Source organism: Hansschlegelia sp. KR7-227 (assembly GCF_049446035.1).
Classification (GTDB): domain Bacteria; phylum Pseudomonadota; class Alphaproteobacteria; order Rhizobiales; family Methylopilaceae; genus Methylopila.
Genome location: NZ_JBMSEA010000001.1, coordinates 3,201,145 through 3,221,672, shown reverse-complemented (window position 1 = coordinate 3,221,672; position 20,528 = coordinate 3,201,145). Strand labels below are relative to the sequence as shown.

Below are 20,528 nucleotides of genomic sequence, written 5' to 3'. Positions count from 1 at the left end.
AAAGCGGCCGGACCCTAGCTTGCGCGCCCCGCCCGCGCCAGAGCCGGTTCGCGCTACGCGAACCCGCGCAGCTGGCGAAGCGGAGAGTCGAGCAATCATCCCACTCTACGGGCGAAGAAAGTCTTTGTTAACTATGGTTTTGGAGCCGCGCACTGCAAGAACGAATCGTGATTCACCCATGTTTTGCCGATTCGTTCTAAATCGAACGAATCACGTACCTGACGTCAGTTATCGATTCGTTCCGCCGTTCAGGTTGGAAGCCCAGCTTGGAACGACATATATTGTTAACTATACATGCACAAATAGCGGCGTGGTTGGGAGTATGCTAGGCCAATTGAGACCTTGACGAGCGATCCTGCTTGACGAGCGAACGCCCGCATGCCGCGGGACCGCGCTCGGGACGTGAAGCGATGGATTGGCTTGGCAGCGCTGTCGGACGGCGGGCGATCGCCTACCTCACGGCGGAGGTTCGCCGCGAGCCGCTCGCGCCCGGCGACCCCAAGGCGCTCGCCGCCACGCTTCGGGTCGGCGACGTGATCCTGGTCGCTGGCCGCTCGCGCGTGGCGGGCGTAATCCGTCGGATGACTTCGTCGATCTGGTCGCACGCCGCTCTCTATGTCGGCGACATGCTCGACGCCTTCGAGCCGGACGGCGAACGCCATACGCTGGTCGAGATGGAGCTCGGAATCGGCTGCGCCTCGGCGCCCCTGTCGAAATACGCCTCCGAACAGACGCGCGTCTGCCGGCCGTTCGACCTCGACCTCGCCGAGCGGGAGCAGGTCGCGCGCTATTGCATCCTTCGGATCGGCTACGAGTACGACGTCAAGAACGTCTTCGATCTCATGCGGTATCTCGCGCCTCTGCCGCTGCTGTCGCCACGCTGCGGGCGCCGCGTCCTGATGCTGGGCTCAGGGCTGCCGACGCGGGCGATCTGCTCGTCGCTGATCGCCCGCGCCTTCGAGCAGGTGCGCTATCCCATCCTGCCGCGCGTGGAGACGGTCGCCGACGCGGAGACGCGCAAGGAGATCCTGCACATCCGGCACCATTCCCTCTACATGCCGCGCGACTTCGACATCTCGCCCTTCTTCGAGGTGGTGAAGCCGACGCTGGCGCAAGGCTTCGATTATCGCCGGCTGGTCTGGGCCGAGCGGCGCCAGACGGCCCGCAGCGAAGCGAGCCACCCTCCGTCGCCCGCTTTGGTCGCGATGCGACGCGAGCGCTGACGGGCGACGCGCGGCTCCGACGAACTGCCAGCGAGATCTCCGCCGGCTTGACAAACGATATATCGTTTGCGAGATAGGTCTCATGCAAAACCTATCGAAAGAACATCCGATGTTCGCTCATTCCCATCGCTGGGGCCGCCGCCGGCCCTGGTTTGGAGCCGACCTCTCCGCCGAGCCGCGCGAACGCCACTGCGGCAAGGGGCATCGCGGCGGACCCTTCGGGCGCCACCGCGGCGGGCCGTTCGGCGGCCGCGGTTCGCGCATGTTCGACGCGGGCGCGCTCCGCCTCGTCGTGCTCGGCCTGCTCGCGGAAGGCCCGCGTCACGGCTACGACGTCATCAAGGCGCTCGAGGCCCGCTTCCAGGGGGCCTACTCGCCGAGCCCAGGCTCGATCTATCCGATGCTGCAGATGATGGAGGAGGCCGATCTCGCGACCTCGGCGACCGAGGGCGCGAAGCGCCTCTACTCGATCACGGAGCAGGGCCGCGCCTATCTCGAGGAGAACCGCGCCGAGCTCGACAAGATCAACGCGCAGCTCGACGAGGCGTCCGGGGCGCTGGGCGAGGCCGCGCTCGGCGAGGCGATCCACGATCTGAGGCGCACCCTGTTCCGCAAGCTCCGCGGCGGCGATCTCAGCGCCGACCAGGCCGCGAAGGCGCGCGACATCCTCGCGCGCGCCGTGCGGGATCTGGACGGGATCTGACGGCCGACCGACGGGCGCGAACCTTCGAAGAGGTTCGCGCCTCTCAGATCTTCCGCAGCCGCACCTCGTCGATGCGGTGGCTGCGGCCCTTCTTGAGGATCAGGTCGGCGCGGGCGCGCGTCGGCCGGATGTTCTCGCGCAGGTTCGGCAGGTTGGTCTCCGCCCACAGCTTCTCAGCCGTCTCCAGGGCTTCGGCCGTCGAGACCTGGGCGTATTTGCGAAAGTAGGACTGCGGGTCGCGGAAGGCGGTCTCTCGCAGCCGCATGAAGCGCTCGACGTACCAGCGCCGCAGCAGCGGCTCGTCGGCGTCGAGATAGATGCCGAAGTCGATGAAGTCCGAGACGAAGGGCGTGACGCGCCCGTTCTTCGGCCGCTCCCCGGTCTGCAGAACGTTGAGGCCTTCGAGGATGACGATGTCGGGACTCCCGACCACGGTCCGCTCCCCCGGCACCACGTCGTAGACGAGATGGCTGTACATCGGGGCGGTGACGTCCTTCTTCCCCGCCTTGATGTCGGACACGAAGCGCAGCAGGCCCTGGACGTCGTAGCTCTCGGGAAAGCCCTTTCGCGCCATGAGGTTGTCGCGAGCGAGGACCGCGTTCGGCCAGAGAAAGCCGTCCGTCGTGACGAGGTCGACCTCCGGCATGTTCGGCCAGCGCGCCAGAAGGGCGCGCAGCACGCGGGCGGTGGTGGATTTGCCGACCGCGACCGATCCCGCGACGGCGATGACGTAGGGAACCCGCGTCTCGCTGTGGCCGAGAAAACGCTGGGTGGCGCGGAACAGCTGCTGGCGCGCGGCGACGTAGAAGGCGAGCAGGCGCGCGATCGGCAGATAGATCTGCTCGACCTCGTCCATATCGATCGGATCGTTGAGCGACGCGAGACGGGCGAGGTCCGCGTCGTCCAGCGTCATCGGCGTGTCGGCGCGCAACGCGGCCCAGGCCTCGCGCGAAAACGTGGCGTAGGGCGAAGGGCTCGGGGGCCGGTTGGGCCGATCGTCCATCAGCGCCCTTCCCGCGACGCCTTTTCCTGGAGCCCCGACTGCGCGGTGCGCTGCTCCAGCACCTTCATGACGTCGGCGAGGGGAACCTGCCGCACCCTGAGGGCCACGAGCAGGTGATAGAGCACGTCTGCCGCCTCCGCGGCGAGTTCGACCTTGGCGCCGCTCGCGCAGGCGAGCGCCGCCTCGACGCCCTCTTCGCCGAGCTTCTTGGCGCAGCGGGCGGGGCCCGCCTCGATCAGCGCGCTGGTGTAGCTGTCCTTGGAGCTGGCGGAGGCCCGCTCAGCCACGATGCGTTCGAGGTCGTCGAGACTGAATGTCATCGCGGGGGGCTCGCGCGCGAGAGGGGGGACGAGATGGCGTAAGACCGCCGCAAGGTTCGGATCACGCGGCGTAATCCTCGGTCAAGTCGAGCGCAAGACCCGCGGGCAGGATTGTCGCCGCCTGCTCCGGCTCACGCGCCGGGATCGAGCCGCACGGCGAGGCCGGCCGCCGCCATCGCGGCCTTGGCCTCTCCGATCGTGTGCTCCCCGAAATGGAAGATGGAGGCCGCGAGCACCGCGCTGGCGCCGCCCTTCGACACGCCTTCCACGAGATGCTCCAGCGCGCCGACGCCGCCGGAGGCCACCACCGGCACCGGCACCGCGTCGACCACGGCGCGGGTCAGCGCCAGGTCGTAGCCGTCGCGCGTCCCGTCGCGGTCCATCGAGGTGAGCAGGATCTCGCCGGCCCCGAGCGACGCCACTTCGGCGGCGTAGGCCACGGCGTCGAGCCCGGTCGGCCGGCGGCCGCCATGGGTGAAGACCTCCCAGCGGTCCGGCTCGCCCTCGGTCGAAACCTTCTTGGCGTCGACCGCGACCACGATGGCCTGCGCGCCGAACTTCTCCGCGGCCCGCGCCACCACCGAGCGGTCGTTGACCGCCGCCGACATGATCGAGACCTTGTCGGCGCCGGCCAGCATCAGCGCCCGCACGTCCTCGACGGAGCGCACGCCCCCGCCGACCGTGACCGGCATGAAGCAGTTCTCCGCCGTGCGCGCGACGACGTCGAGCAGGATCGCCCGCTCCTCGTGGCTCGCCGTGATGTCGAGGAAGCAGAGCTCGTCGGCGCCGGCGGCGTCATAGGCGATCGCCGCCTCGACGGGGTCGCCGGCGTCGCGCAGATCGACGAACTGCACGCCCTTCACGACGCGGCCGTCCTTGACGTCGAGACAGGGAATGACGCGAATTTTCAGCATGGGATCGACGCCGCTGCGTGCTTCGAGCCGGCCCTCCGGGCCTCCTCGGCATGAGGAGGTTTGAGCCTGCCGCCATCGGCCCTCAGGCTGAGGAGCCCGCTCTTGCGGGCGTCTCGAAGCACGCAGGCGCGGCCGGCGATCATCAATTCGCCCTCGCCGCCTTCACGAAGGCGAGCGCCTCGCGGCCGTCCAGGCGGCCATCATAAAGCGCGCGGCCGGTGATCGCGCCGGCGATCGCGGCGTTCTCCGGCGCGAGCAGGCGGCGGACGTCGTCGATGTCGGCGAGCCCGCCGGAGGCGATCACCGGGATCGCGACCGCCTCGGCGAGCTCCCGCGTCGCCTCGAGGTTCAGGCCCTTCAGCAACCCGTCGCGGGAGATGTCGGTGTAGATGATGGCGGCGACGCCGGCGTCCTCGAATCTGCGGACCAGGTCGAGCGAGGTCATGTCGGAGACCTCCGCCCAGCCCTGCACCGCGACCTTGCCCTCGCGGGCGTCGACGCCGACCGCGACCCGGCCGGGATGGGCCTTCGCGGCCGCCTTGACGAACTCCGGATCGCGAACCGCCGCCGTGCCGAGGATCACGCGCGCGATTCCGCGCTTCAGCCAGGCCTCGACCGCCTTCATGTCGCGGATGCCGCCGCCGAGCTGCACCGGCGCCCCGGCCGCCTCCAAGATCGCGTCGACCGCCGCCGCGTTGACGCTGGCGCCGGCGAAGGCGCCGTCGAGATCGACCACGTGCAGCCACTCAAAGCCGATCTCGGCGAAGGTCCGCGCCTGGGCGCCGGGGTCGGCGCCGTAGACGGTGGCCTGCTCCATGTCGCCCTGCTTGAGCCGCACGACGGAGCCGCCCTTGAGGTCGATGGCGGGATAGAGGATCACGGCCGCCACTCCACGAAGTTCGCGAGCATCGCCAGGCCGAGGCGCTGGCTCTTCTCCGGATGGAACTGGACGCCGGCGACGTTGCCGCGCGCGACCAGCGCCGTCACCGGCCCGCCATAGGAAGCGGAGGCGACGACGTCGTCGGCCTCGTCCGGGACCAGATGATAGGCGTGCAGGAAATAGGCGTGCAGGCCGTCCGGCCCAAGGTCGAGCCCCTCGACGAGCCTGTGCGCGCGATGCCGCTCCAGCGTGTTCCAGCCCATATGCGGCACCTTCAGCCGCGCGTCGCCCGGGTGGATGCGCACCACCCTGCCCGGAATCCAGCCGAGCCCCGGGGTCGGCTCATACTCCTCGCCCTCGGTCGCGAGCAGCTGCATGCCGATGCAGATGCCGAGAAACGGCCGGCCGCGCCGCAGAACGGCCTCGGCGAGCGCCTCGCCGAGCCCGTTCGCATGGCTGAGCGCGGCGCGGCAGTCCGGAAAGGCGCCGTCGCCCGGCAGGACAACTCGATCGGCCGACGCCACCAGTTGCGGGTCGCTGGTCACGACCACGTCGCGGCCGCCGGCGCGCAGCAGCGCCTTCTCGACCGACCTCAGATTGCCTGCGCCGTAATCGACGACCGCGATCGTCACCGCGCCGCTCCGGGCTCCGGGAACAGGCCGAGCACGCCGGACACGGGCGGCCGAAAGGGCGCGCCGCTTGCCCCGCGCGGGGCGGCCGTCGGCGCCGCGCCGGCGAGCCAGTCCTGGAAGAAGGCGAGCTCGGCCTCCTCCCGCTCGCGGGCGACGACGCTGCCGGCGAGGGTGAAACCACGCCGCTCCAGGGAGCGGGCGCGCAGCCACGCCGCCTCGAAACCGACGGCGAGGTTCGGCAGCAGCGCCAGCGTGAAGCTGGAGCCCCCGCGGAGACCGAACGCCCATGCGGCGATCGCCAGCGCGACCTCGGCCGCGACATAGATCGCGAGCGCCAGCCAGCACCGTCGGAACGCCAGCCAGAACGGCGCGAAGACGAAGGCGCGCTTGGAGAAGCCTTCCCGCAGGGTGACAAACCCTTCAGCGCCGTCGAGCGTCGGCCGCGCGCCGCCGGGCGGTTCGTAGATCAGCCAGTTCCGCATGTGCTCAGTGCCTTACAGGATCAGTCGCCGATCCGTTCCTTGGTCGACGGCAGCCGGTCGCCCGCCCGCGGATCGATCGCGAACGCCGCCTTCAGGCAGCGCGCGAGGCCCTTGAAGCAGGATTCGGCGATGTGATGCGCGTTCGCGCCGTACAGCGTCTCGACATGCAGCGTCACCGCCGCATGGGTCGCAAACCCCTGGAAAAATTCGCGCACGAGCTCGCTGTCGAACTCGCCGATCTTCGCCGCCGGGAAGGTCGTGCGCCAGACCAGGAACGGCCGGCCCGACACGTCGATCGCGACGCGCGTCAGCGTCTCGTCCATCGGCATGTGCACGTCGGCGTAGCGCGTCAGGCCCTTCATGTCGCCGAGCGCCTTGCGCACGGCCTGCCCGAGCGCGATCCCGACGTCCTCGGTCACGTGGTGGAAGTCGACATGCGTGTCGCCCTTGGCGGCGACCTCGAGGTCGATCATGGCGTGCCGCGAGAGCAGCTCGAGCATGTGGTCCAGGAAGCCCACGCCGGTCGAGATCTTGGACGCGCCGGTCCCGTCAAGGTCGACGCCGAGCGTGATCTCGGTCTCCGCGGTCTTTCGGGTGACGTCGCCCCGTCGCATGGGCTCTCCGGGCGCGTCGCGCGCGTCTCTAGGGAAGGAAACGGCGCGTCACTACCACGCTCTCCTTGCGAGAACCATGGCCCAGAGAGCCGCGGGCCACGGCGCATGTGCAAAGCCGCCCCGAAAGAATCGAACGCGCTCTCGAAAACTGCGAAGGACGGACTACCTCGTGCCTGACGACGCCGTCGCGCGCTCGGGAGGTCCGGGCCGGCGGCGCTCGAGGGGATCAAGATGGCCAAGTCCACTCCGAAGACGTCCGCCAAGATGGACGCAGCAAAGGTCCGCCGCAAGGCCGCGCTCGCGACGCCGACCAGCCTGGAGTCGAACGCGATCAAGGACATCGAGGGCGCGATGAACGCGCTGCTCGCCGACACCTTCGCGCTCTATCTCAAGACCAAGAACTTCCACTGGCACATGAGCGGCCCGCATTTCCGCGACTACCATCTGATGCTCGACGAGCAGGCCGAGCAGATCCTCGCGACCACTGACGACATGGCCGAACGCGTCCGCAAGATCGGCGGCACGACGATCCGTTCGATCGGCCACATCGGGCGCCTGCAGCGGGTCGAGGACAACGACGCCGACTTCGTCACGCCGCAGGACATGCTGGCGGAGCTCCGTCAGGACAATCTCGACTTCGTCCAGCGCATGCGCGAGGCGCACGACGTCTGCGACGAGCATGACGACGTCGCGACCGAAAGCCTGATCGAGAACTGGATCGACGAGGCCGAGCGGCGGGCTTGGTTCCTGTTCGAGGCTTCGCGAGGCGCGTGACGGGCTTGGAGCGCGCCGGTCGGCGCGCTCCCCTTACCTCGGGCTGAGGTCGATCCGTCGTCGCGGCGCGGCGGAGCCCCCCGACGCCCAGATGTCATAGGCGTCGAGCGCCGGGCTCGGAGGGTCGAACAGTCCGGGCGGACACCCGATCGCCGCCCGCTCGCCGGTCGCCGACGCGACGAGATCGCGCGACAGGAGGTCCCGTGCGAACCGGGCCGTGCTCGATGACGGATCGAAGCATTCGAGGTCGAACAGCGTGACCGGCCGACCGGTCGCGCACGCTTCGCATGTCATGGTCAGCGAGTCCGGCGTCACCGCATAGCCGTCCGCCCCCGCCATCGCGGCTTCAAAACCCGCGCGGTCCGAGCGGTCGACGAACACGGCGCGGCCGGCGAACGCCGCGCGCAGCCGGCTTTCGACAGTTCGCATGGTGCGGCGAGAGAACGCGATCGTCAGCGGCTGATTCGCCCGCCGCTCCGAGAGTGCGGCGAGTTGCGACGCGATCCGCGCGGGATCGATCGTGAACGCCTTGTTCAGACCGCCGATGAGCGCGACGAGCCCGGCCGGAGCGTCGGCGGCGCGCGGGCCTTGGATGCGGCGCGTCATGACGCCGAGCCGAAGCACGGTCGTGCGCGCGGCCGGGAAGGCGGCGGCGTCGGGAGGATCGTCGCCTTCGAAGGCGTGCCGGCCGACCAACGCCACGTCGAAGATCTCGTCACGCCAGCGCGGCCGGCCCGAAAACACCGCGAAGACGTCCGTCCCGAACAGCGCGCGATACGCGGCGACGACAGGTTCGGCCGCTCCGCCGCTCGCCACGATCCGCAATCGGCCGGGGCTGCGCGCCCGAGGCGCGGCGCGCCGGATCGCGATCCGCTTCCGAGCGTTCAGGACGAGACGATCCAGCGGACCGGTCATCCGGGCGGGCGACGGAATGAGCTCCACCGCGTCCGGCGTCCACCCGGCCGCCTCGCAGAAGGCGTGACACTGGTTGACGTGACCGGTTTTGGCGACGCTGACGATGAGGGTACGCATAAGGGACGGTCCGCGCAGATCCGGCCGGTCTTCTAGACCGCCGGCGCGACGGTCGCGCGACGCGCCGGGCGCAGTTGCGAATCGTTCGCGCATACATACGTAAGCGGCTCCAGAGTTCCGGAGTCCCCCATGTCCGACATCATCCTGCACGGCACGACGATCCTGCTCGTCAAGAAGGGCGGACGCGTCGTCATCGGGGGCGACGGCCAGGTGAGCCTCGGCCAGACGGTGATGAAGGCGACCGCCAAGAAGGTGCGTCGCATCGCCAAAGGCGAGGTCATCGCGGGCTTCGCCGGCGCCACCGCCGACGCCTTCACTCTGTTCGAGCGGCTCGAGACCAAGCTGGAGCAGCATCCCGGCCAACTGCTCCGCGCCGCGGTCGAGCTCGCCAAGGACTGGCGCACCGACCGCTATCTCCGCCGGCTGGAAGCGATGATGCTGGTCGCCGACAAGAAGGCCGCGCTGGTCATCACCGGCACCGGCGACGTGCTGGAGCCGGAGGACGGGGTCGCGGCGATCGGCTCCGGCGGGAACTACGCGCTCTCGGCCGCCCGGGCGCTCGTCGACATGGACCTCGACGCCGAGGCGATCGTGCGCAAGTCGATGAAGATCGCCGCCGACATCTGCGTCTACACCAACGGCAATCTCACGGTGGAGAGCCTCGAGACCGAGGAGTGAGGGGCGGCGACGCTCGCTGCATGCTTCGAGACGCCCGCTGTCGCGGGCTCCTCAGCATGAGGCGCGGTGAGCTGGCCATGTCTGAAACCTTCCTCATGCTGAGGAGGCCCGACGGGCGGTCTCGAAGCACGCCTCACGGCTCCACAGCCTGATTTCATCCCGCCGGCGCTTCGGGCCGGCTGCTCCGAATGGGCCGCCGAGGCGGCGCCGCTGAAAGAGACCACATGACCGACCTCTCCCCCCGCGAAATCGTCTCCGAACTCGACCGGCACATCGTCGGCCAGCGCGACGCCAAGCGCGCGGTCGCGATCGCGCTCAGGAACCGCTGGCGCCGGCTGCAGCTGACCGGGCACCTGCGCGAGGAGGTTCTGCCCAAGAACATCCTGATGATCGGCCCGACGGGCGTCGGCAAGACCGAGATCTCGCGGCGGCTCGCCAAGCTCGCCAACGCGCCGTTCCTCAAGGTCGAGGCGACCAAGTTCACCGAGGTCGGCTATGTCGGCCGCGACGTCGAGCAGATCATCCGCGACCTGCTCGAGGCCGCGATCGGGCTGACGCGCGAGGCCAAGCGCAAGGACGTCCGCGCCAAGGCCGAACTCGCCGCCGAGGAGCGTATTCTGGTGGCGCTCGTCGGCGCGACCGCGAGCCCGGCGACGCGCGACTCCTTCCGCAAGAAGCTGATCGACGGCGACATGGAGGACAAGGAGATCGAGATCGAGATCGCCTCCTCCGGCTCGCCGATGATGGAGATTCCCGGCATGCCCGGCCAGGTCGGCATGATCTCGCTCGGCGACATGTTCAAGAACATGGGCGGCCAGAAGAAGACCCGCCGCATGCCGGTCAAGGACGCGCGCGAGCAGCTCGTGGCGGACGAGTCCGACAAGCTGCTCGACCAGGAGCAGCTGGTGCAGGACGCGATCCACGTCGTCGAGAACGCCGGCATCGTTTTCCTGGACGAGATCGACAAGATCTGCGCCCGCGAGGGCCGCGCCGGCGACGTGTCGCGCGAGGGCGTGCAGCGCGACCTGCTGCCGCTGATCGAGGGCACCACGGTCGCGACCAAGCATGGTCCGGTGAAGACCGACCACATCCTGTTCATCGCGTCGGGCGCCTTCCATGTCGCGAAGCCGTCCGACCTGCTGCCCGAGCTGCAGGGCCGGCTGCCGATCCGCGTCGAGCTGTCCGCGCTGACCCGCGAGGACTTCGTCCGCATCCTGACCGACACGGAGGCGAGCCTCGTGAAGCAGTACGTGGCGCTGATGGCGACGGAAGGCGTGACGCTGGAGGTGACGGCGGACGGCGTCGACGCGCTCGCCGACATCGCGGTCCAGGTGAACTCGACCGTCGAGAACATCGGCGCGCGCCGGCTGCAGACGGTGATGGAGCGCGTCCTCGACGAGATCAGCTTCACCGCGGCCGACCGCGCCGGCGAAACGGTGGTCGTCGACGGCGACTATGTCCGGAAGTTCGTCGGCGATCTCGCGAAGAACGCGGATCTGAGCCGGTACATTCTGTAAGCGGCCTAACGCGGACGCCTGATCCGCACATAGAGCGCGCCGGCCCCGCCATGGACGGGGTCGGCGGGCTCGAAGCCGACCACCACGCCCCTCGCGGTCTCCGCGGCGAGCCACAGCGGCACGGCGCGGCGCAACACGCCGCGCTCGGCGAAGGGATCGGCGCCGGGCGCGCCCTTGCCCGTGATCACCAGGACCAGCTTGTGCCCGCGCGCCTGCGCTCCCGCCAGGAAGGACGAGAGCCGCCGATGCGCGTCCTCCTGCCGGAGCCCATGCAGGTCGATGCGCGCGTCGATCGCGACCACGCCGCGGGCGAGGCGGCGGCGGAACCGGGTCTCGAGCGGCGCGAGGGCGGGCAGCGCGGGCGGGCGCGGCTGAACGCGCGCGGACAGCGCCGAAGGCGAGGCCTGCGGAGTCGCGGCCGGGGCGACAGGCGTCTCGGGCGCCGGCTCGGCCGCGGACGGCGCCGCGCGCCCGGCCAGCGGCGCGACGTCCTTCACCACTTTGCCCCAGAGCTCGAGCTCCGCGCGCGTCGGGTCGCGCCGCGACCGCCTCATGACGTCTCCGACCGAAAGCGAATGGCGCCGATCCGGGCCCGACGGCCCGGATCGGCGTGACGAACAGGCTTGGTTCTAAAGGAGCGCGCGCCTCCGCGACAGACGGGGCCTCCCATCCTGTATCCTGCCTTGATCTTCGGACCGAGGCCCGCGCGGCCCGCATCCTAGGATTACTTGGCCTCTCCCGCCCCGGCCTCGCGCGGCAGCAGCGCGACGAAGCCCGTCTGCTGCTTCATGCCGCCGGCGACGGCTCCGGCGGCGTCTCCTGTCCCGACGAAATAATCGCCGCGCGCCGCGCCGAGAATGGCCGAGCCGGTGTCCTGCGCGACGACCAGCTTCTCGATCCGCTCGCCATCTGGAAAGCGGCCCTCGATCCAGAAGGGCAGGCCGTAGGACCAGAGCGTCCGGTCGACCGCGATCGATCGGCCGGGCGTCAGCGGCACGTTCTGCGCGCCGCGAGGCCCGTCCGTCTCCTTCAGGGAGCCGTCGATCCGGAAGAAGATGTAGGATGCGTTCTCGCGCATCAGGTCGCGGCCCTCGCGCGGGTTCTGGGCGAGCCAGGTGCGGATCGAGGCCATGGTCGTCCCCGATTTGGTGAGAGCGCCCCGCTCGACCAGCAGACGGCCGATGCCCGTGAATTTCTGGCCGTTGCGTCCGTCATAGGCGAGCCGCAGCGCCGTCCCGTCGGGCAGGCGCACCCGCGTGGACCCCTGGATGTGGACGAAAAAGGCGTCGACCGGCTCGGTCCAGACGAGCTCTAGCCCGCGGCCGGCGAGGGCGCCGTCCTCGATCTTCGCCCGCTCGGGATAGGCCTCGAGGCCGCCATCGGGCCTGCGGCGCGCAGCGCCGAGGCCTGGGGGAACGCCCGGCGCGGTCTCGCCCTCGGCGAACATGACCAGATCGGCGGGGCGCGCCATCAGCGGGGTGTCGAAGCGTGCAGTCTTCTCGCGTGAGCCCTCGATCTCGGGCTCGTAATAGCCGGTCAGCGTGCCGGTTCCGACGCGGTAGGCCCGGAACTCGCGCTCGAAGAAGGCGCGCGCGGCGGCGGCGTCCTGCTCGTCGAGGGCGAGGGCGTGTTCGCAGACCGCCTTGAGAGCGGCGCTCGGGGGAAGGGCGGGGCGTGACGGCGGCAGGTCGTCGCGGATCGCCCGGCACGAGGCGGAGAAGGTCGCGAAAGCGGCGGCGTGGTCGTCACGCGCCCAGCCTTTCAGCTCCGAGAACGCGACGGGGCTCAACCCGACCGGCTGGGCGAGCGCTGACGCCGGCGCGACCAGGGCCGCAAGCGCCGCCATGGCCGCCGCCACGAATGCTCGCCGCATCCGCCCGCCCGTCAGAGGGGCTCGGTCGAGATCAGCCGCCAGTTCGGATCGCGCGCGTTGACCTCGCGGGCGAAGGTCCAGACGTCGACCAGGTCGGCGATCTCGGTCGCGCTGCCGTCGATCAGGGCGCCCGTCTTGTCGCGCGTGGCGGTGATCAGCTTCGACACGAAGCGCACCGTGACCTGCGCGCTCTTGCTCGCGACCTCCGCGCCGACGATTTCGGCCTTCTCGATCGAGACGAAGTTCGACTCGACCGTTTCTCCGCGGCTCTCGCGATCGGCGATCGCCTGCGCGAAACTGTCGAACACCTCGCGAGCCAGCAGAGGCTTCAGCGACTTCCGGTCGCCTGCGGCGAAGGCGGTCACGATCATCTCATAGGCGGCCTTGGCGCCGACAAGGAATCCCTTGGCGTCGAAGCCGCGCTCGGCGGCGGCGATCTGATCGAGGCCGCGCGCCACCGCCGAATCGGGCTCGGCGACGCCCGCCCACCGGTCGCCGGCGGACTCTGCGATCGGCTCGGCCGGTTGCGCGGGGCGCTGCGGCTCGGAGGTCCGCTGCGGGAGAGGGATCACCTTGTCGTTCGCGGGAGGCTCCGGCTTGGTCTGCGGGCGCCCGACGAACGGATCCTGCGGACGGCGCTCATTGCCCGTGCGGGTGCCCAGCACCGACCGCAGCCGGAGGAAGATGAACACCGCCAGCACGAGAATGATCACGGTATAGATGTCGAAGCCTTCGCTCATCTCATCTCGCAGTCGGTTCGTAAGGCCCCGCCGGCGCGATCGATCGCCTCGGGCCGCCATCCTATATGTGAGGAACGCGCCGCGCGATTCCAGTCGCCTGACGGAGAAGCTTGAATTCGGCGGCCCGCCATACCCACATGTCCTACAGCGCGTTCCGCCACAAGGACCTTCACGGACACGTCATGCCCCGACTCCTCGCACTTCTGTTCGCCCTGCCAGTGCTCGAACTGATCGTCTTCGCGCTTGTCGCGTCTGCGATCGGCCTCGGCAAGGCGATTTTGCTGCAGGTCGCGATCTCCGCGATCGGGCTCGCCATGCTGGGCTCGCTGTTCAGCGAGGCGAAAGGCCGGCTGTCCCGCGAGGGCGGATTCACAGCCTTTGCGCTCGACGGCACGAAGGGCCTGCGCGGACTGGCCGGACTGCTGCTCGCGATGCCCGGCTTCGTCACGGACGCGCTGGGCGTGCTCGCGCTCGTTCCGGAGTTTCGCCAGGGCCTTCGGCGTTTCATCCGCGGCGGGGAGCCCGTCGTCGCCACACGGCGACCGCGTCCTCCGAGCGGCCGCGCCGAGATGCTCGATCTCGAAACCGGCGAATGGCGCGAAGTCCAGCCCACGGGCCGGGCCAAGGTCTGACGGACGCGCCTTGCGGCCGCTCGCGGGGCCGTGTTACGCCGCGCCGCTCGCGGCCTCATCGACGTCACCTTGGCCGCCCGGCTTCCCTCCGACGCGGAAAAGAGACGCTCAATGGCCAACACCAACGGCGCGCCCGCCGCCGAGAACAAGGCGCCCGCCATCAACGTCCTGGCCCAGTACGCCAAGGACCTGTCGTTCGAAAACCCGAACGCCCCCCGTTCGCTGGCTCCGCGCACCACCTCCCCGCAGATCGAGATCAACGTCAACGTCAACGCCCGTAAGGTCGGCGACACCGATTTCGAGGTCGAGCTCCAGATCCAGGGCGCGGCTAAGGACGGCGAAACCCAGCTGTTCGCGGTCGAGCTCGCCTATGGCGGCGTGTTCCGCGTGGTGAACATCCCGGAAGAGCAGATCCACCCGGTCGTCATGATCGAGTGCCCCCGCCTCCTGTTCCCCTTCGCCCGTCAGATCGTGGCCGACAGCGTGCGCAATGGCGGCTTCCCCCCGCTGATGCTCGATCCCGTCGATTTCGCCGCACTTTATCGCGCCCGCGCCGAAGAAGCGCAGGCCGCCGGTCAGCCGATGCCGAACTGACGTCAGTCCTTCCGCTGGCGCACCGACGCCAGCCGAAATCCCGTCGCGCGTGACGCGCGCGGCGGGACGCTCGCCATCACCCAGCGGCGGCGAGCGCGGGCTCGGCGAGATACTCCCGCCAAATCGGCGTTCCGCCGAGAGTCGCGACGAAGGCGAGATGAGCCGCGATCTCGTCCGGCGTCAGCCGAGGCGGCAGCGGCGCCGGGCGACGGGCGACGGCCGATCCCATGCGCGCGCCGCGGTCGGCGAGATGCGACAGACCGAGCGTCGATTGCCGCCCGCCGAGCAGCTCGAGATAGACCTCCGCGAGGATCTCGCTGTCGAGCAGCGCGCCGTGCTTGGTGCGGCGCGAATTGTCGATGCCGTAGCGCTGGCAGAGCGCGTCGAGCGAGGCCTGGCCGCCCGGGTTCTTGCGGCGGGCGAGCATCAGCGTGTCGACCACCCGCTCGCGGCCGATCGCCGGTCGACCCATCCGGTCGAGCTCCGCGTTGAGAAATCCCATGTCGAAAGCGGCGTTGTGGATGACCAGCGCGTCGTCGGCGATGAAGTCGAGAAACTCGTCGGCGATCTCCGCGAAGCGCGGCTTGGTCGACAGGAACTCGCTCGACAGGCCATGCACCCGGAAAGCGCCCTCCGGCATGTCGCGCTCGGGATTGACGTAGACGTGGTAGCTCGCGCCGGTCGGGATGCGGTTCAGCAGCTCGACGCAGCCGATCTCGACGACTCGGTCGCCAGTCAGCGGGTCGAGCCCCGTGGTTTCGGTGTCGAGCACGATCTCGCGCATCGCCTGAAGCTCAGCCTCCGCTCAGTTTGGCAAGCGCCCGGCGCACCTGCGCGCGGGCGTCCTCAACGCCGCGGGACGTGTCGATCACGACGTCGGCGCGCGCGCGCTTCTCGGCGTCCGGCGTCTGCCGCGCCAGAATGCTTTGAAACATCGCCTCGGTCATCCCCGGCCGCTCCATCACCCGCCCGCGCTGCTCCGCCTCGCCGGCGCTGACCACCACGACCGCGTCCATGCGGTCGGCCCGGCCGGTCTCGAACAGCAGGGGGACGTCAAGCACGGCGACCTTCGCGCCCTGGGCCCGCGCCTTTTCGAGAAAGGCGCTCTCCGCCGCGCGCACCAGAGGATGGACGATCGCCTCCAATTTCGCGAGCGCCTCGGGCTGTCCGAGGACCCTCATCCCCAGCTCCTTGCGATCGACGACGCCGTTCCGGACGGTTCCGGGAAAGGCGGCCTCGATCAGCGGCGCCGCTTCCCCCGCATAGAGCGCATGCACCGCGGCGTCGGCGTCGTGGACGGCGGCGCCCTCCTCCGCGAACAGTCTGGCGGTGGTCGACTTTCCCATGCCGATCGAGCCGGTCAGGCCGATGACGATCATGCGCGCGTTTCGATATCCGCGACCGCGAGCGCCCGGAGCTCGGGCGTCACCGCAGGCCGCACGCCGAACCAGCGCTCGAAGCCCGGGACCGCCTGATGCAACAGCATCCCTAAGCCGTCGACCACGCGGTTCCCGCGCGCGCGGGCTTGGGCCAGCAACTCCGTCTCCAGCGGGACGTAGACGAGATCGTTGACGACCGTGCCGCCTCGGAGTCCGGCCAGCCCGACGCCGAGCGTGCCCTTGCCGGCCATGCCGAGCGATGTCGCGTTGACCAGCACGTCCGCGCGCGGCAGCCAGCGCGGCAGGTCGTCGACGCCGCCGGCCACGCCGGCGCGCCCCGCCAGCGCCGCGACAGCCTCCGCCTTCGACGCGGTCCGGTTGAGGACGACCACCTTGTCGAAGCCGCGCTCCGCCAGCGCGTGGACCACCGCCCGCGCCGCGCCGCCCGCGCCGAGGACGATTGCGACCGACCGCTCGCCTTCCCAACCCCGAGCGCCCTCGTCGAGATTGGCCAGAAAGCCTATTCCGTCGGTGTTCGCTCCGAGCAGACGGCCGCTCTCGAGCCACAGCGTGTTGACCGCGCCGAGCGCCGCTGCGCTTGGCGCCGCTTCGTCGACCAGCGCGAACGCAGCCTCCTTGTGCGGAACCGTGACGTTTCCCCCCACGATCCCGCTGGCGGCGAAACCGCGCACGAAGGCCGCGAAATCCTCGGGGCGCACCTCCGCGGGGTCATAGGCGCCGTCGACGCCATAGGTCGCGAGCCAATGGCGGTGGATCAGCGGCGAGCGCGACTGGCGGACCGGCCAGCCCAGCACGCAGGCGCGGGGAGGGCCGCCGGTCATTCCGCCAGCGCGCCGAGACGGCGCAGCGCGGACAGCAGCGGCAGCAGCGGCAAGCCGAGCACCGTGCGGAAATCGCCGTCGACGCGGTCGAACAGCTGCGCGCCCAGGCCTTCGAAGTGGTAGCCGCCGACGCTCGTCATCACGCTTGCGCCGACGGCGCTGAGATAGGCGTCCAGGAACCGGTCCGAGAGCGGCCGCATCGCGAGCCGCGCCTCATCGACGCCGCTCCACAGCACGACCCCGTCGCGGGCGAGGGCGGCGCCGGAGGACAGCACGTGCATCCGGCCGGCGAGCCGCCCGAGCTGGTCGTGGGCCTCGGCCGGCGTGCGCGGCTTGGTGAAGCGCTCGCCGTCGAGCGAGAGGGTCTGGTCGGCGCCGACGACGAGACGTCCGGGCGTCCGCGTCGAGACGTCGATCGCCTTGGCGGCGGCAAGCGCGCCGGCGACGCTCGCCGCGTTGGCGCCATCGTCCGTCAGCGAGGCTTCGACCGCGCGCTCCTCGACGGAAGACGGCCGGATCTCGACCGGCACGCCGGCGTCCTGAAGCAGCCGCGCCCGGATCTCGCTTTTCGACGCGACGACGAGCGGGAGCGGCTCGAGCCAGAGCGCCGTCGCGTCTTGGGCGAGCGGACCGGACATCGGCGAGCCCCTCATGTGGTCGCGATCGATTCGGCGAAGCGCCTGGCGCGGTGCTCGGTCAGCATGGCGATGATGGAGGCCGCCGTCTCTTCGATCGATCGCCGCGTGACGTCGATCGTCGGCCAGCCGTGACGCGCGCAGAGCCGGCGCGAATCCTTGACCTCCTCGGCCACGGCCTCCGGGTCCACATAGGAGCCTTCCTGCAGCCGGCCGGTCATCGCGCCCTCGAGCCCGAGCACGCGGTTGTGCCGGATCGCGACGATCCGCTCGGGCGTCGCGATCAAACCCACCACGAGCGGCCGCTTCAATCCGTCGAGCCCGGCCGGCGGCGGCACGCCCGGAACCAACGGAACGTTCGCGGTCTTCACCCCGCGATTGGCGAGATAGATCGACGTCGGCGTCTTCGAGGTGCGGCTGATGCCGAGCAGAACGACGTCGGCGTCCTGCAATTCGTGGGCGTTCTGCCCGTCATCATGCGCCATCGTGTAGTTCAGGGCGTCGATGCGCTTGAAATAATTGGCGTTCAGCGAGTGCTGAGCGCCCGGCTGCTTGTTCTGTTCGGCGCCGAGATAGGAGCGCATCAGCGCGAACACGGGCTCCAGAACGGACAGGCAGGGGCTGTTGAGTTCGGCGCAGTGGCTTTCAAGAGTCGCGATGAGGTCCTCGTCGACCAGCGTGTAGAGCACGATGCCGGGGTCGGAGGAGATTTCCTCCAACACGCGTTCGAGCTGCCGGGCGGATCGAACGAGCGGGTAGACGTGCTCGACGGCGGTGACGCTCTGGTACTGCGAAGCGGCCGCCCGCGCGACCGACACCAGGGTCTCGCCGGTCGCGTCCGACACCAGATGGAAGTGAAAAGACGGCGTCATGGGGCTGGGGGTAGACCTCGGCGCGCCTGCCGTGAGCGCTGTGGACGGCTGTGGACGGCGAAGCGTCGAATGGGCCGCGGCGCCGGCACTGTCGCCGAGCCCGCCAAATTCATCAACACCCGCCCGTGACGGGAGAGCCACGGAGGCCTCGGTGGCGAAAAGGGTGAACAACTCGTTAACGCCGCCAATTTGAGGCTTTCGCCACAGGTCCTAACGAACCGTTAACGCCGGCTGCCCTGTGGGCGACTTGTGGACGGGCTGGAACGCTTGTAGTTCGCCCCCCTAACAATAGAAGCAGAAGAGTCGAATCTTAAGTTTTGAGAAAGGAAGCGCATTGACCGGTCCTGTGGTCGAACGGCGGCCGGACGAAGCGGGAAGCCGTGAGTCCCGCTTCCTCAGGACGCTCGCCGGCGAGGCGCTGACGCCGCCCCCGATCTGGCTGATGCGCCAGGCCGGTCGCTACCTGCCGGAGTATCGCGAGCTTCGCGCCAGAGCGGGCGGCTTCCTCGATCTCTGCTACACGCCCAAGTTCGCGACGGAGGTCACGCTGCAGCCGATCCGCCGCTTCGACCTTGACGCCGCCATTCTGTTCTCCGACATCCTCGTCGTGCCGCATGCGCTCGGACGCGACGTTCGGTTCGTCGAGGGCGAAGGCCCGAGGCTCGACCCGATGACGTCCCTCGCCGACGTCCATCGGCTCAAAGAAGCGATCGATCTCGATTTCCTCGCTCCGGTGTACGAGACGGTCTCGCGCGTCCGAGCCGAGCTCGATCCGTCGAAGGCGCTGATCGGCTTCTGCGGCGCCCCCTACACGGTCGCAACCTACATGGTCGGCGGGCGCGGCGGCGAGGAGCAGGCGCCGGCGCGGCTGCTCGCCTATCGCGAACCCGACACCTTCCAGGCTTTGATCGACCGGTTGGTCGACGCCTCGGCCGCCCATCTGCTTGCGCAACTCAGGGCGGGGGCTGACGCCGTGCAGATCTTCGACAGCTGGAGCGGCGACCTGCCGCCCGCCGAGTTCGCGCGCTGGTCCACCGCCCCGATCAAGGCGGTGTGCGAGCGGGTGCGGGCGGAGGTTCCGGACGCACCGATCATCGCCTTCGCCCGCGGCGCCGGCGCGAAGCTCGCGGACTTCGCCGCCGCGGTGCCGGCGAATGCGTTCGGGATCGCCACTTCGGAGAACCTTGCGGCCGCCCGACGGGCCGTCCCGGGCCACAGAGCGCTCCAGGGCGCCGTCGATCCTATCGCCCTCGTCGCTGGAGGCGCCGCGCTCGATCGGGCGGTGGACACGGTTCTGGAGGCTCTGGGCGACCATCCGCTGATCCTGAACCTCGGCCACGGCGTCCGGCAGGAGACGCCGCCGGAGCATGTCGCTCAGCTGGTGGCGCGGGCCCGGAGCAGATAAAGCGACGGACCGGGGAGGCGTCATTCTCGCCCGTCGTCCCGACCACGGTCGCCGTGGTCTCCCGGCCCTCAGAGGAGCTTCATGGACGCCTATCTCTGGCTCAAGGCCCTTCACGTCGTCGCTGTGATCGCGTGGATGGCGGGTATGCTCTACCTGCCGCGACTGTTCGTCTATCACGCCGGCGCGACCGTCGGCTCCGAGACGTCCGAGACCTTCAAGGTCATGGAGCGGCGCCTGCTCAAGGCGATCATGACGCCGGCGATGATCGTGACCTGGATCGCCGGTCTCGCGCTGATCTGGAAGGGGGGGTGGCTGGGCATGTCGGACGTCGGCTGGCTGCACGCCAAGATCGCGCTCGTGGTCGCGCTTTCCGGGCTGCACGGCGCCTTCGCCGGCATGGTCCGAGCCTTCGCCGAAGACCGCAATCGCAGACCGGCCGGCTTCTACCGAATCCTCAACGAGGTCCCGACCGTGATCATGCTGATCGTCGTCGCGCTCGTAATCGTGAAGCCGTTCTGAGCCGCGCGGCGCCTCAAACGCCTGGAAAGCCCCGCTTGCGGCGCCAACGCTCTTGTCGAGGGCCCTTCGACTCGGTAAGAGGACAACAACGCGAGTCACGCGTTTTCTAAAAGCGCGACTCTCAAAGATTGGCCATCGCCTCCCGCGATCGGCCCTGCGGCCAGTTCCAGACGATCCCCAGACGAGGAGGTTCCGGCGAACCTCCCGCTCTGTGCGTCCCGCAACCCACCTGATCCCTGTCCGGTCTCTCCTCGTCCGCCGCCAC

At 69.7% G+C, this 20,528-nt stretch carries 25 protein-coding genes; 9 read left to right on the top strand and 16 right to left on the bottom strand.

Annotation, left to right across the window (positions count from 1 at the left end; translation table 11 throughout):
* Window positions 1-410 precede the first annotated feature (410 nt).
* Both ACO2RJ_RS15125 and ACO2RJ_RS15120 read left to right on the top strand, forming a co-directional pair.
* A complete protein-coding gene (locus ACO2RJ_RS15125) occupies window positions 411-1,223 on the top strand; it encodes a lipo-like protein (RefSeq protein WP_423268824.1) in 813 nt (270 codons plus the stop codon).
* 109 nt (window positions 1,224-1,332) lie between these two features.
* The gene (locus ACO2RJ_RS15120) at window positions 1,333-1,926 is read left to right on the top strand and encodes a PadR family transcriptional regulator (protein ID WP_423268823.1); all 594 of its coding nucleotides are present in this window, start codon (window positions 1,333-1,335) and stop codon (window positions 1,924-1,926) included.
* A 43-nt stretch (window positions 1,927-1,969) separates the two neighbouring features.
* Here ACO2RJ_RS15120 and coaA read toward each other — a convergent pair whose 3' ends face one another.
* The 7 genes from coaA to hisB all read right to left on the bottom strand — a co-directional run bounded on the left by coaA (window position 1,970) and on the right by hisB (window position 6,771).
* Window positions 1,970-2,929: a type I pantothenate kinase gene (gene coaA / locus ACO2RJ_RS15115; RefSeq protein WP_423268822.1), complete on the bottom strand. Its 960-nt coding sequence runs from the start codon at window positions 2,927-2,929 to the stop codon at window positions 1,970-1,972.
* A complete protein-coding gene (locus ACO2RJ_RS15110) occupies window positions 2,929-3,249 on the bottom strand; it encodes a phosphoribosyl-ATP diphosphatase (protein ID WP_423268821.1) in 321 nt (106 codons plus the stop codon). Before ACO2RJ_RS15110 ends, coaA begins: the two co-directional genes overlap by 1 nt.
* A 131-nt stretch (window positions 3,250-3,380) precedes the next feature.
* On the bottom strand, window positions 3,381-4,163 hold the full coding sequence (gene hisF / locus ACO2RJ_RS15105; RefSeq protein WP_423268820.1) for an imidazole glycerol phosphate synthase subunit HisF: 783 nt from the start codon (window positions 4,161-4,163) through the stop codon (window positions 3,381-3,383).
* A 142-nt stretch (window positions 4,164-4,305) separates the two neighbouring features.
* Window positions 4,306-5,052 (bottom strand): 1-(5-phosphoribosyl)-5-[(5-phosphoribosylamino)methylideneamino]imidazole-4-carboxamide isomerase, encoded by a 747-nt coding sequence (hisA, locus tag ACO2RJ_RS15100; RefSeq protein WP_423268819.1) that lies wholly within the window; start codon window positions 5,050-5,052, stop codon window positions 4,306-4,308.
* The gene (hisH, locus tag ACO2RJ_RS15095) at window positions 5,040-5,675 is read right to left on the bottom strand and encodes an imidazole glycerol phosphate synthase subunit HisH (RefSeq protein ID WP_423268818.1); all 636 of its coding nucleotides are present in this window, start codon (window positions 5,673-5,675) and stop codon (window positions 5,040-5,042) included. Before hisH ends, hisA begins: the two co-directional genes overlap by 13 nt.
* On the bottom strand, window positions 5,672-6,157 hold the full coding sequence (locus ACO2RJ_RS15090; protein WP_423268817.1) for a DUF2628 domain-containing protein: 486 nt from the start codon (window positions 6,155-6,157) through the stop codon (window positions 5,672-5,674). The genes hisH and ACO2RJ_RS15090 overlap by 4 nt, the downstream gene beginning before the upstream one ends.
* Window positions 6,158-6,177: 20 nt before the next feature.
* The gene (hisB, locus tag ACO2RJ_RS15085) at window positions 6,178-6,771 is read right to left on the bottom strand and encodes an imidazoleglycerol-phosphate dehydratase HisB (protein WP_423268816.1); all 594 of its coding nucleotides are present in this window, start codon (window positions 6,769-6,771) and stop codon (window positions 6,178-6,180) included.
* A gap of 231 nt (window positions 6,772-7,002) precedes the next feature.
* Between hisB and ACO2RJ_RS15080 the strand changes: the two genes are divergently transcribed.
* A complete protein-coding gene (locus ACO2RJ_RS15080; protein ID WP_423268815.1) occupies window positions 7,003-7,545 on the top strand; it encodes a Dps family protein in 543 nt (180 codons plus the stop codon).
* A 33-nt stretch (window positions 7,546-7,578) separates the two neighbouring features.
* Here ACO2RJ_RS15080 and ACO2RJ_RS15075 read toward each other — a convergent pair whose 3' ends face one another.
* Entirely contained in the window at window positions 7,579-8,577 is a 999-nt protein-coding gene (locus tag ACO2RJ_RS15075; protein ID WP_423268814.1) for an ELM1/GtrOC1 family putative glycosyltransferase, read from the bottom strand.
* A 129-nt stretch (window positions 8,578-8,706) separates the two neighbouring features.
* Between ACO2RJ_RS15075 and hslV the strand changes: the two genes are divergently transcribed.
* Complete coding sequence (gene hslV, locus ACO2RJ_RS15070; RefSeq protein ID WP_423268813.1) at window positions 8,707-9,255, top strand: ATP-dependent protease subunit HslV; 549 nt, start codon at window positions 8,707-8,709, stop codon at window positions 9,253-9,255.
* A gap of 224 nt (window positions 9,256-9,479) precedes the next feature.
* Complete coding sequence (gene hslU, locus ACO2RJ_RS15065; RefSeq protein WP_423268812.1) at window positions 9,480-10,772, top strand: ATP-dependent protease ATPase subunit HslU; 1,293 nt, start codon at window positions 9,480-9,482, stop codon at window positions 10,770-10,772.
* A 5-nt stretch (window positions 10,773-10,777) separates the two neighbouring features.
* Here the strand turns inward: hslU and ACO2RJ_RS15060 are convergent, their stop codons facing one another.
* The 3 genes from ACO2RJ_RS15060 to ACO2RJ_RS15050 form a co-directional block, all read right to left on the bottom strand.
* On the bottom strand, window positions 10,778-11,326 hold the full coding sequence (locus tag ACO2RJ_RS15060) for a Smr/MutS family protein (RefSeq protein WP_423268811.1): 549 nt from the start codon (window positions 11,324-11,326) through the stop codon (window positions 10,778-10,780).
* Between the two features lie 170 nt (window positions 11,327-11,496).
* Window positions 11,497-12,645 carry a murein transglycosylase A gene (locus ACO2RJ_RS15055; protein WP_423268810.1) on the bottom strand — a complete coding sequence of 383 codons (1,149 nt, stop codon included), beginning with the start codon at window positions 12,643-12,645 and terminating at the stop codon, window positions 11,497-11,499.
* Window positions 12,646-12,656: 11 nt separating this feature from the next.
* Window positions 12,657-13,385: a Tim44/TimA family putative adaptor protein gene (locus tag ACO2RJ_RS15050; RefSeq protein ID WP_423268809.1), complete on the bottom strand. Its 729-nt coding sequence runs from the start codon at window positions 13,383-13,385 to the stop codon at window positions 12,657-12,659.
* A gap of 182 nt (window positions 13,386-13,567) precedes the next feature.
* Here ACO2RJ_RS15050 and ACO2RJ_RS15045 point away from each other — a divergent pair, with 182 nt between their 5' ends.
* Both ACO2RJ_RS15045 and secB read left to right on the top strand, forming a co-directional pair.
* The gene (locus tag ACO2RJ_RS15045) at window positions 13,568-14,017 is read left to right on the top strand and encodes an FxsA family protein (protein WP_423268808.1); all 450 of its coding nucleotides are present in this window, start codon (window positions 13,568-13,570) and stop codon (window positions 14,015-14,017) included.
* Window positions 14,018-14,128: 111 nt separating this feature from the next.
* Window positions 14,129-14,611, top strand: a complete 483-nt coding sequence (secB, locus tag ACO2RJ_RS15040) for a protein-export chaperone SecB (protein WP_423268807.1) — start codon at window positions 14,129-14,131, stop codon at window positions 14,609-14,611.
* Between the two features lie 76 nt (window positions 14,612-14,687).
* On the opposite strand, the gene dnaQ is transcribed toward secB, so the two are convergent.
* The 5 genes from dnaQ to ACO2RJ_RS15015 are packed head-to-tail and all read right to left on the bottom strand — an operon-like array spanning window position 14,688 to window position 18,339.
* Window positions 14,688-15,395, bottom strand: coding sequence for a DNA polymerase III subunit epsilon (gene dnaQ, locus ACO2RJ_RS15035; RefSeq protein ID WP_423268806.1), 708 nt, complete (start codon window positions 15,393-15,395; stop codon window positions 14,688-14,690).
* A gap of 10 nt (window positions 15,396-15,405) precedes the next feature.
* Window positions 15,406-15,990 (bottom strand): dephospho-CoA kinase, encoded by a 585-nt coding sequence (coaE, locus tag ACO2RJ_RS15030; RefSeq protein WP_423268805.1) that lies wholly within the window; start codon window positions 15,988-15,990, stop codon window positions 15,406-15,408.
* Window positions 15,987-16,832: a shikimate dehydrogenase gene (locus ACO2RJ_RS15025; RefSeq protein ID WP_423268804.1), complete on the bottom strand. Its 846-nt coding sequence runs from the start codon at window positions 16,830-16,832 to the stop codon at window positions 15,987-15,989. Before ACO2RJ_RS15025 ends, coaE begins: the two co-directional genes overlap by 4 nt.
* Window positions 16,829-17,470: a Maf family protein gene (locus ACO2RJ_RS15020; protein WP_423268803.1), complete on the bottom strand. Its 642-nt coding sequence runs from the start codon at window positions 17,468-17,470 to the stop codon at window positions 16,829-16,831. The genes ACO2RJ_RS15025 and ACO2RJ_RS15020 overlap by 4 nt, the downstream gene beginning before the upstream one ends.
* 11 nt (window positions 17,471-17,481) lie before the next feature.
* Window positions 17,482-18,339, bottom strand: coding sequence for a pyruvate, water dikinase regulatory protein (locus tag ACO2RJ_RS15015; RefSeq protein ID WP_423268802.1), 858 nt, complete (start codon window positions 18,337-18,339; stop codon window positions 17,482-17,484).
* 346 nt (window positions 18,340-18,685) lie between these two features.
* Here ACO2RJ_RS15015 and hemE point away from each other — a divergent pair, with 346 nt between their 5' ends.
* Together hemE and hemJ are read left to right on the top strand one after the other, a co-directional pair.
* Window positions 18,686-19,744 (top strand): uroporphyrinogen decarboxylase, encoded by a 1,059-nt coding sequence (gene hemE / locus ACO2RJ_RS15010; protein WP_423268995.1) that lies wholly within the window; start codon window positions 18,686-18,688, stop codon window positions 19,742-19,744.
* An 81-nt stretch (window positions 19,745-19,825) separates the two neighbouring features.
* Window positions 19,826-20,263 (top strand): protoporphyrinogen oxidase HemJ, encoded by a 438-nt coding sequence (gene hemJ, locus ACO2RJ_RS15005; RefSeq protein ID WP_423268801.1) that lies wholly within the window; start codon window positions 19,826-19,828, stop codon window positions 20,261-20,263.
* Window positions 20,264-20,528 lie beyond the last annotated feature (265 nt).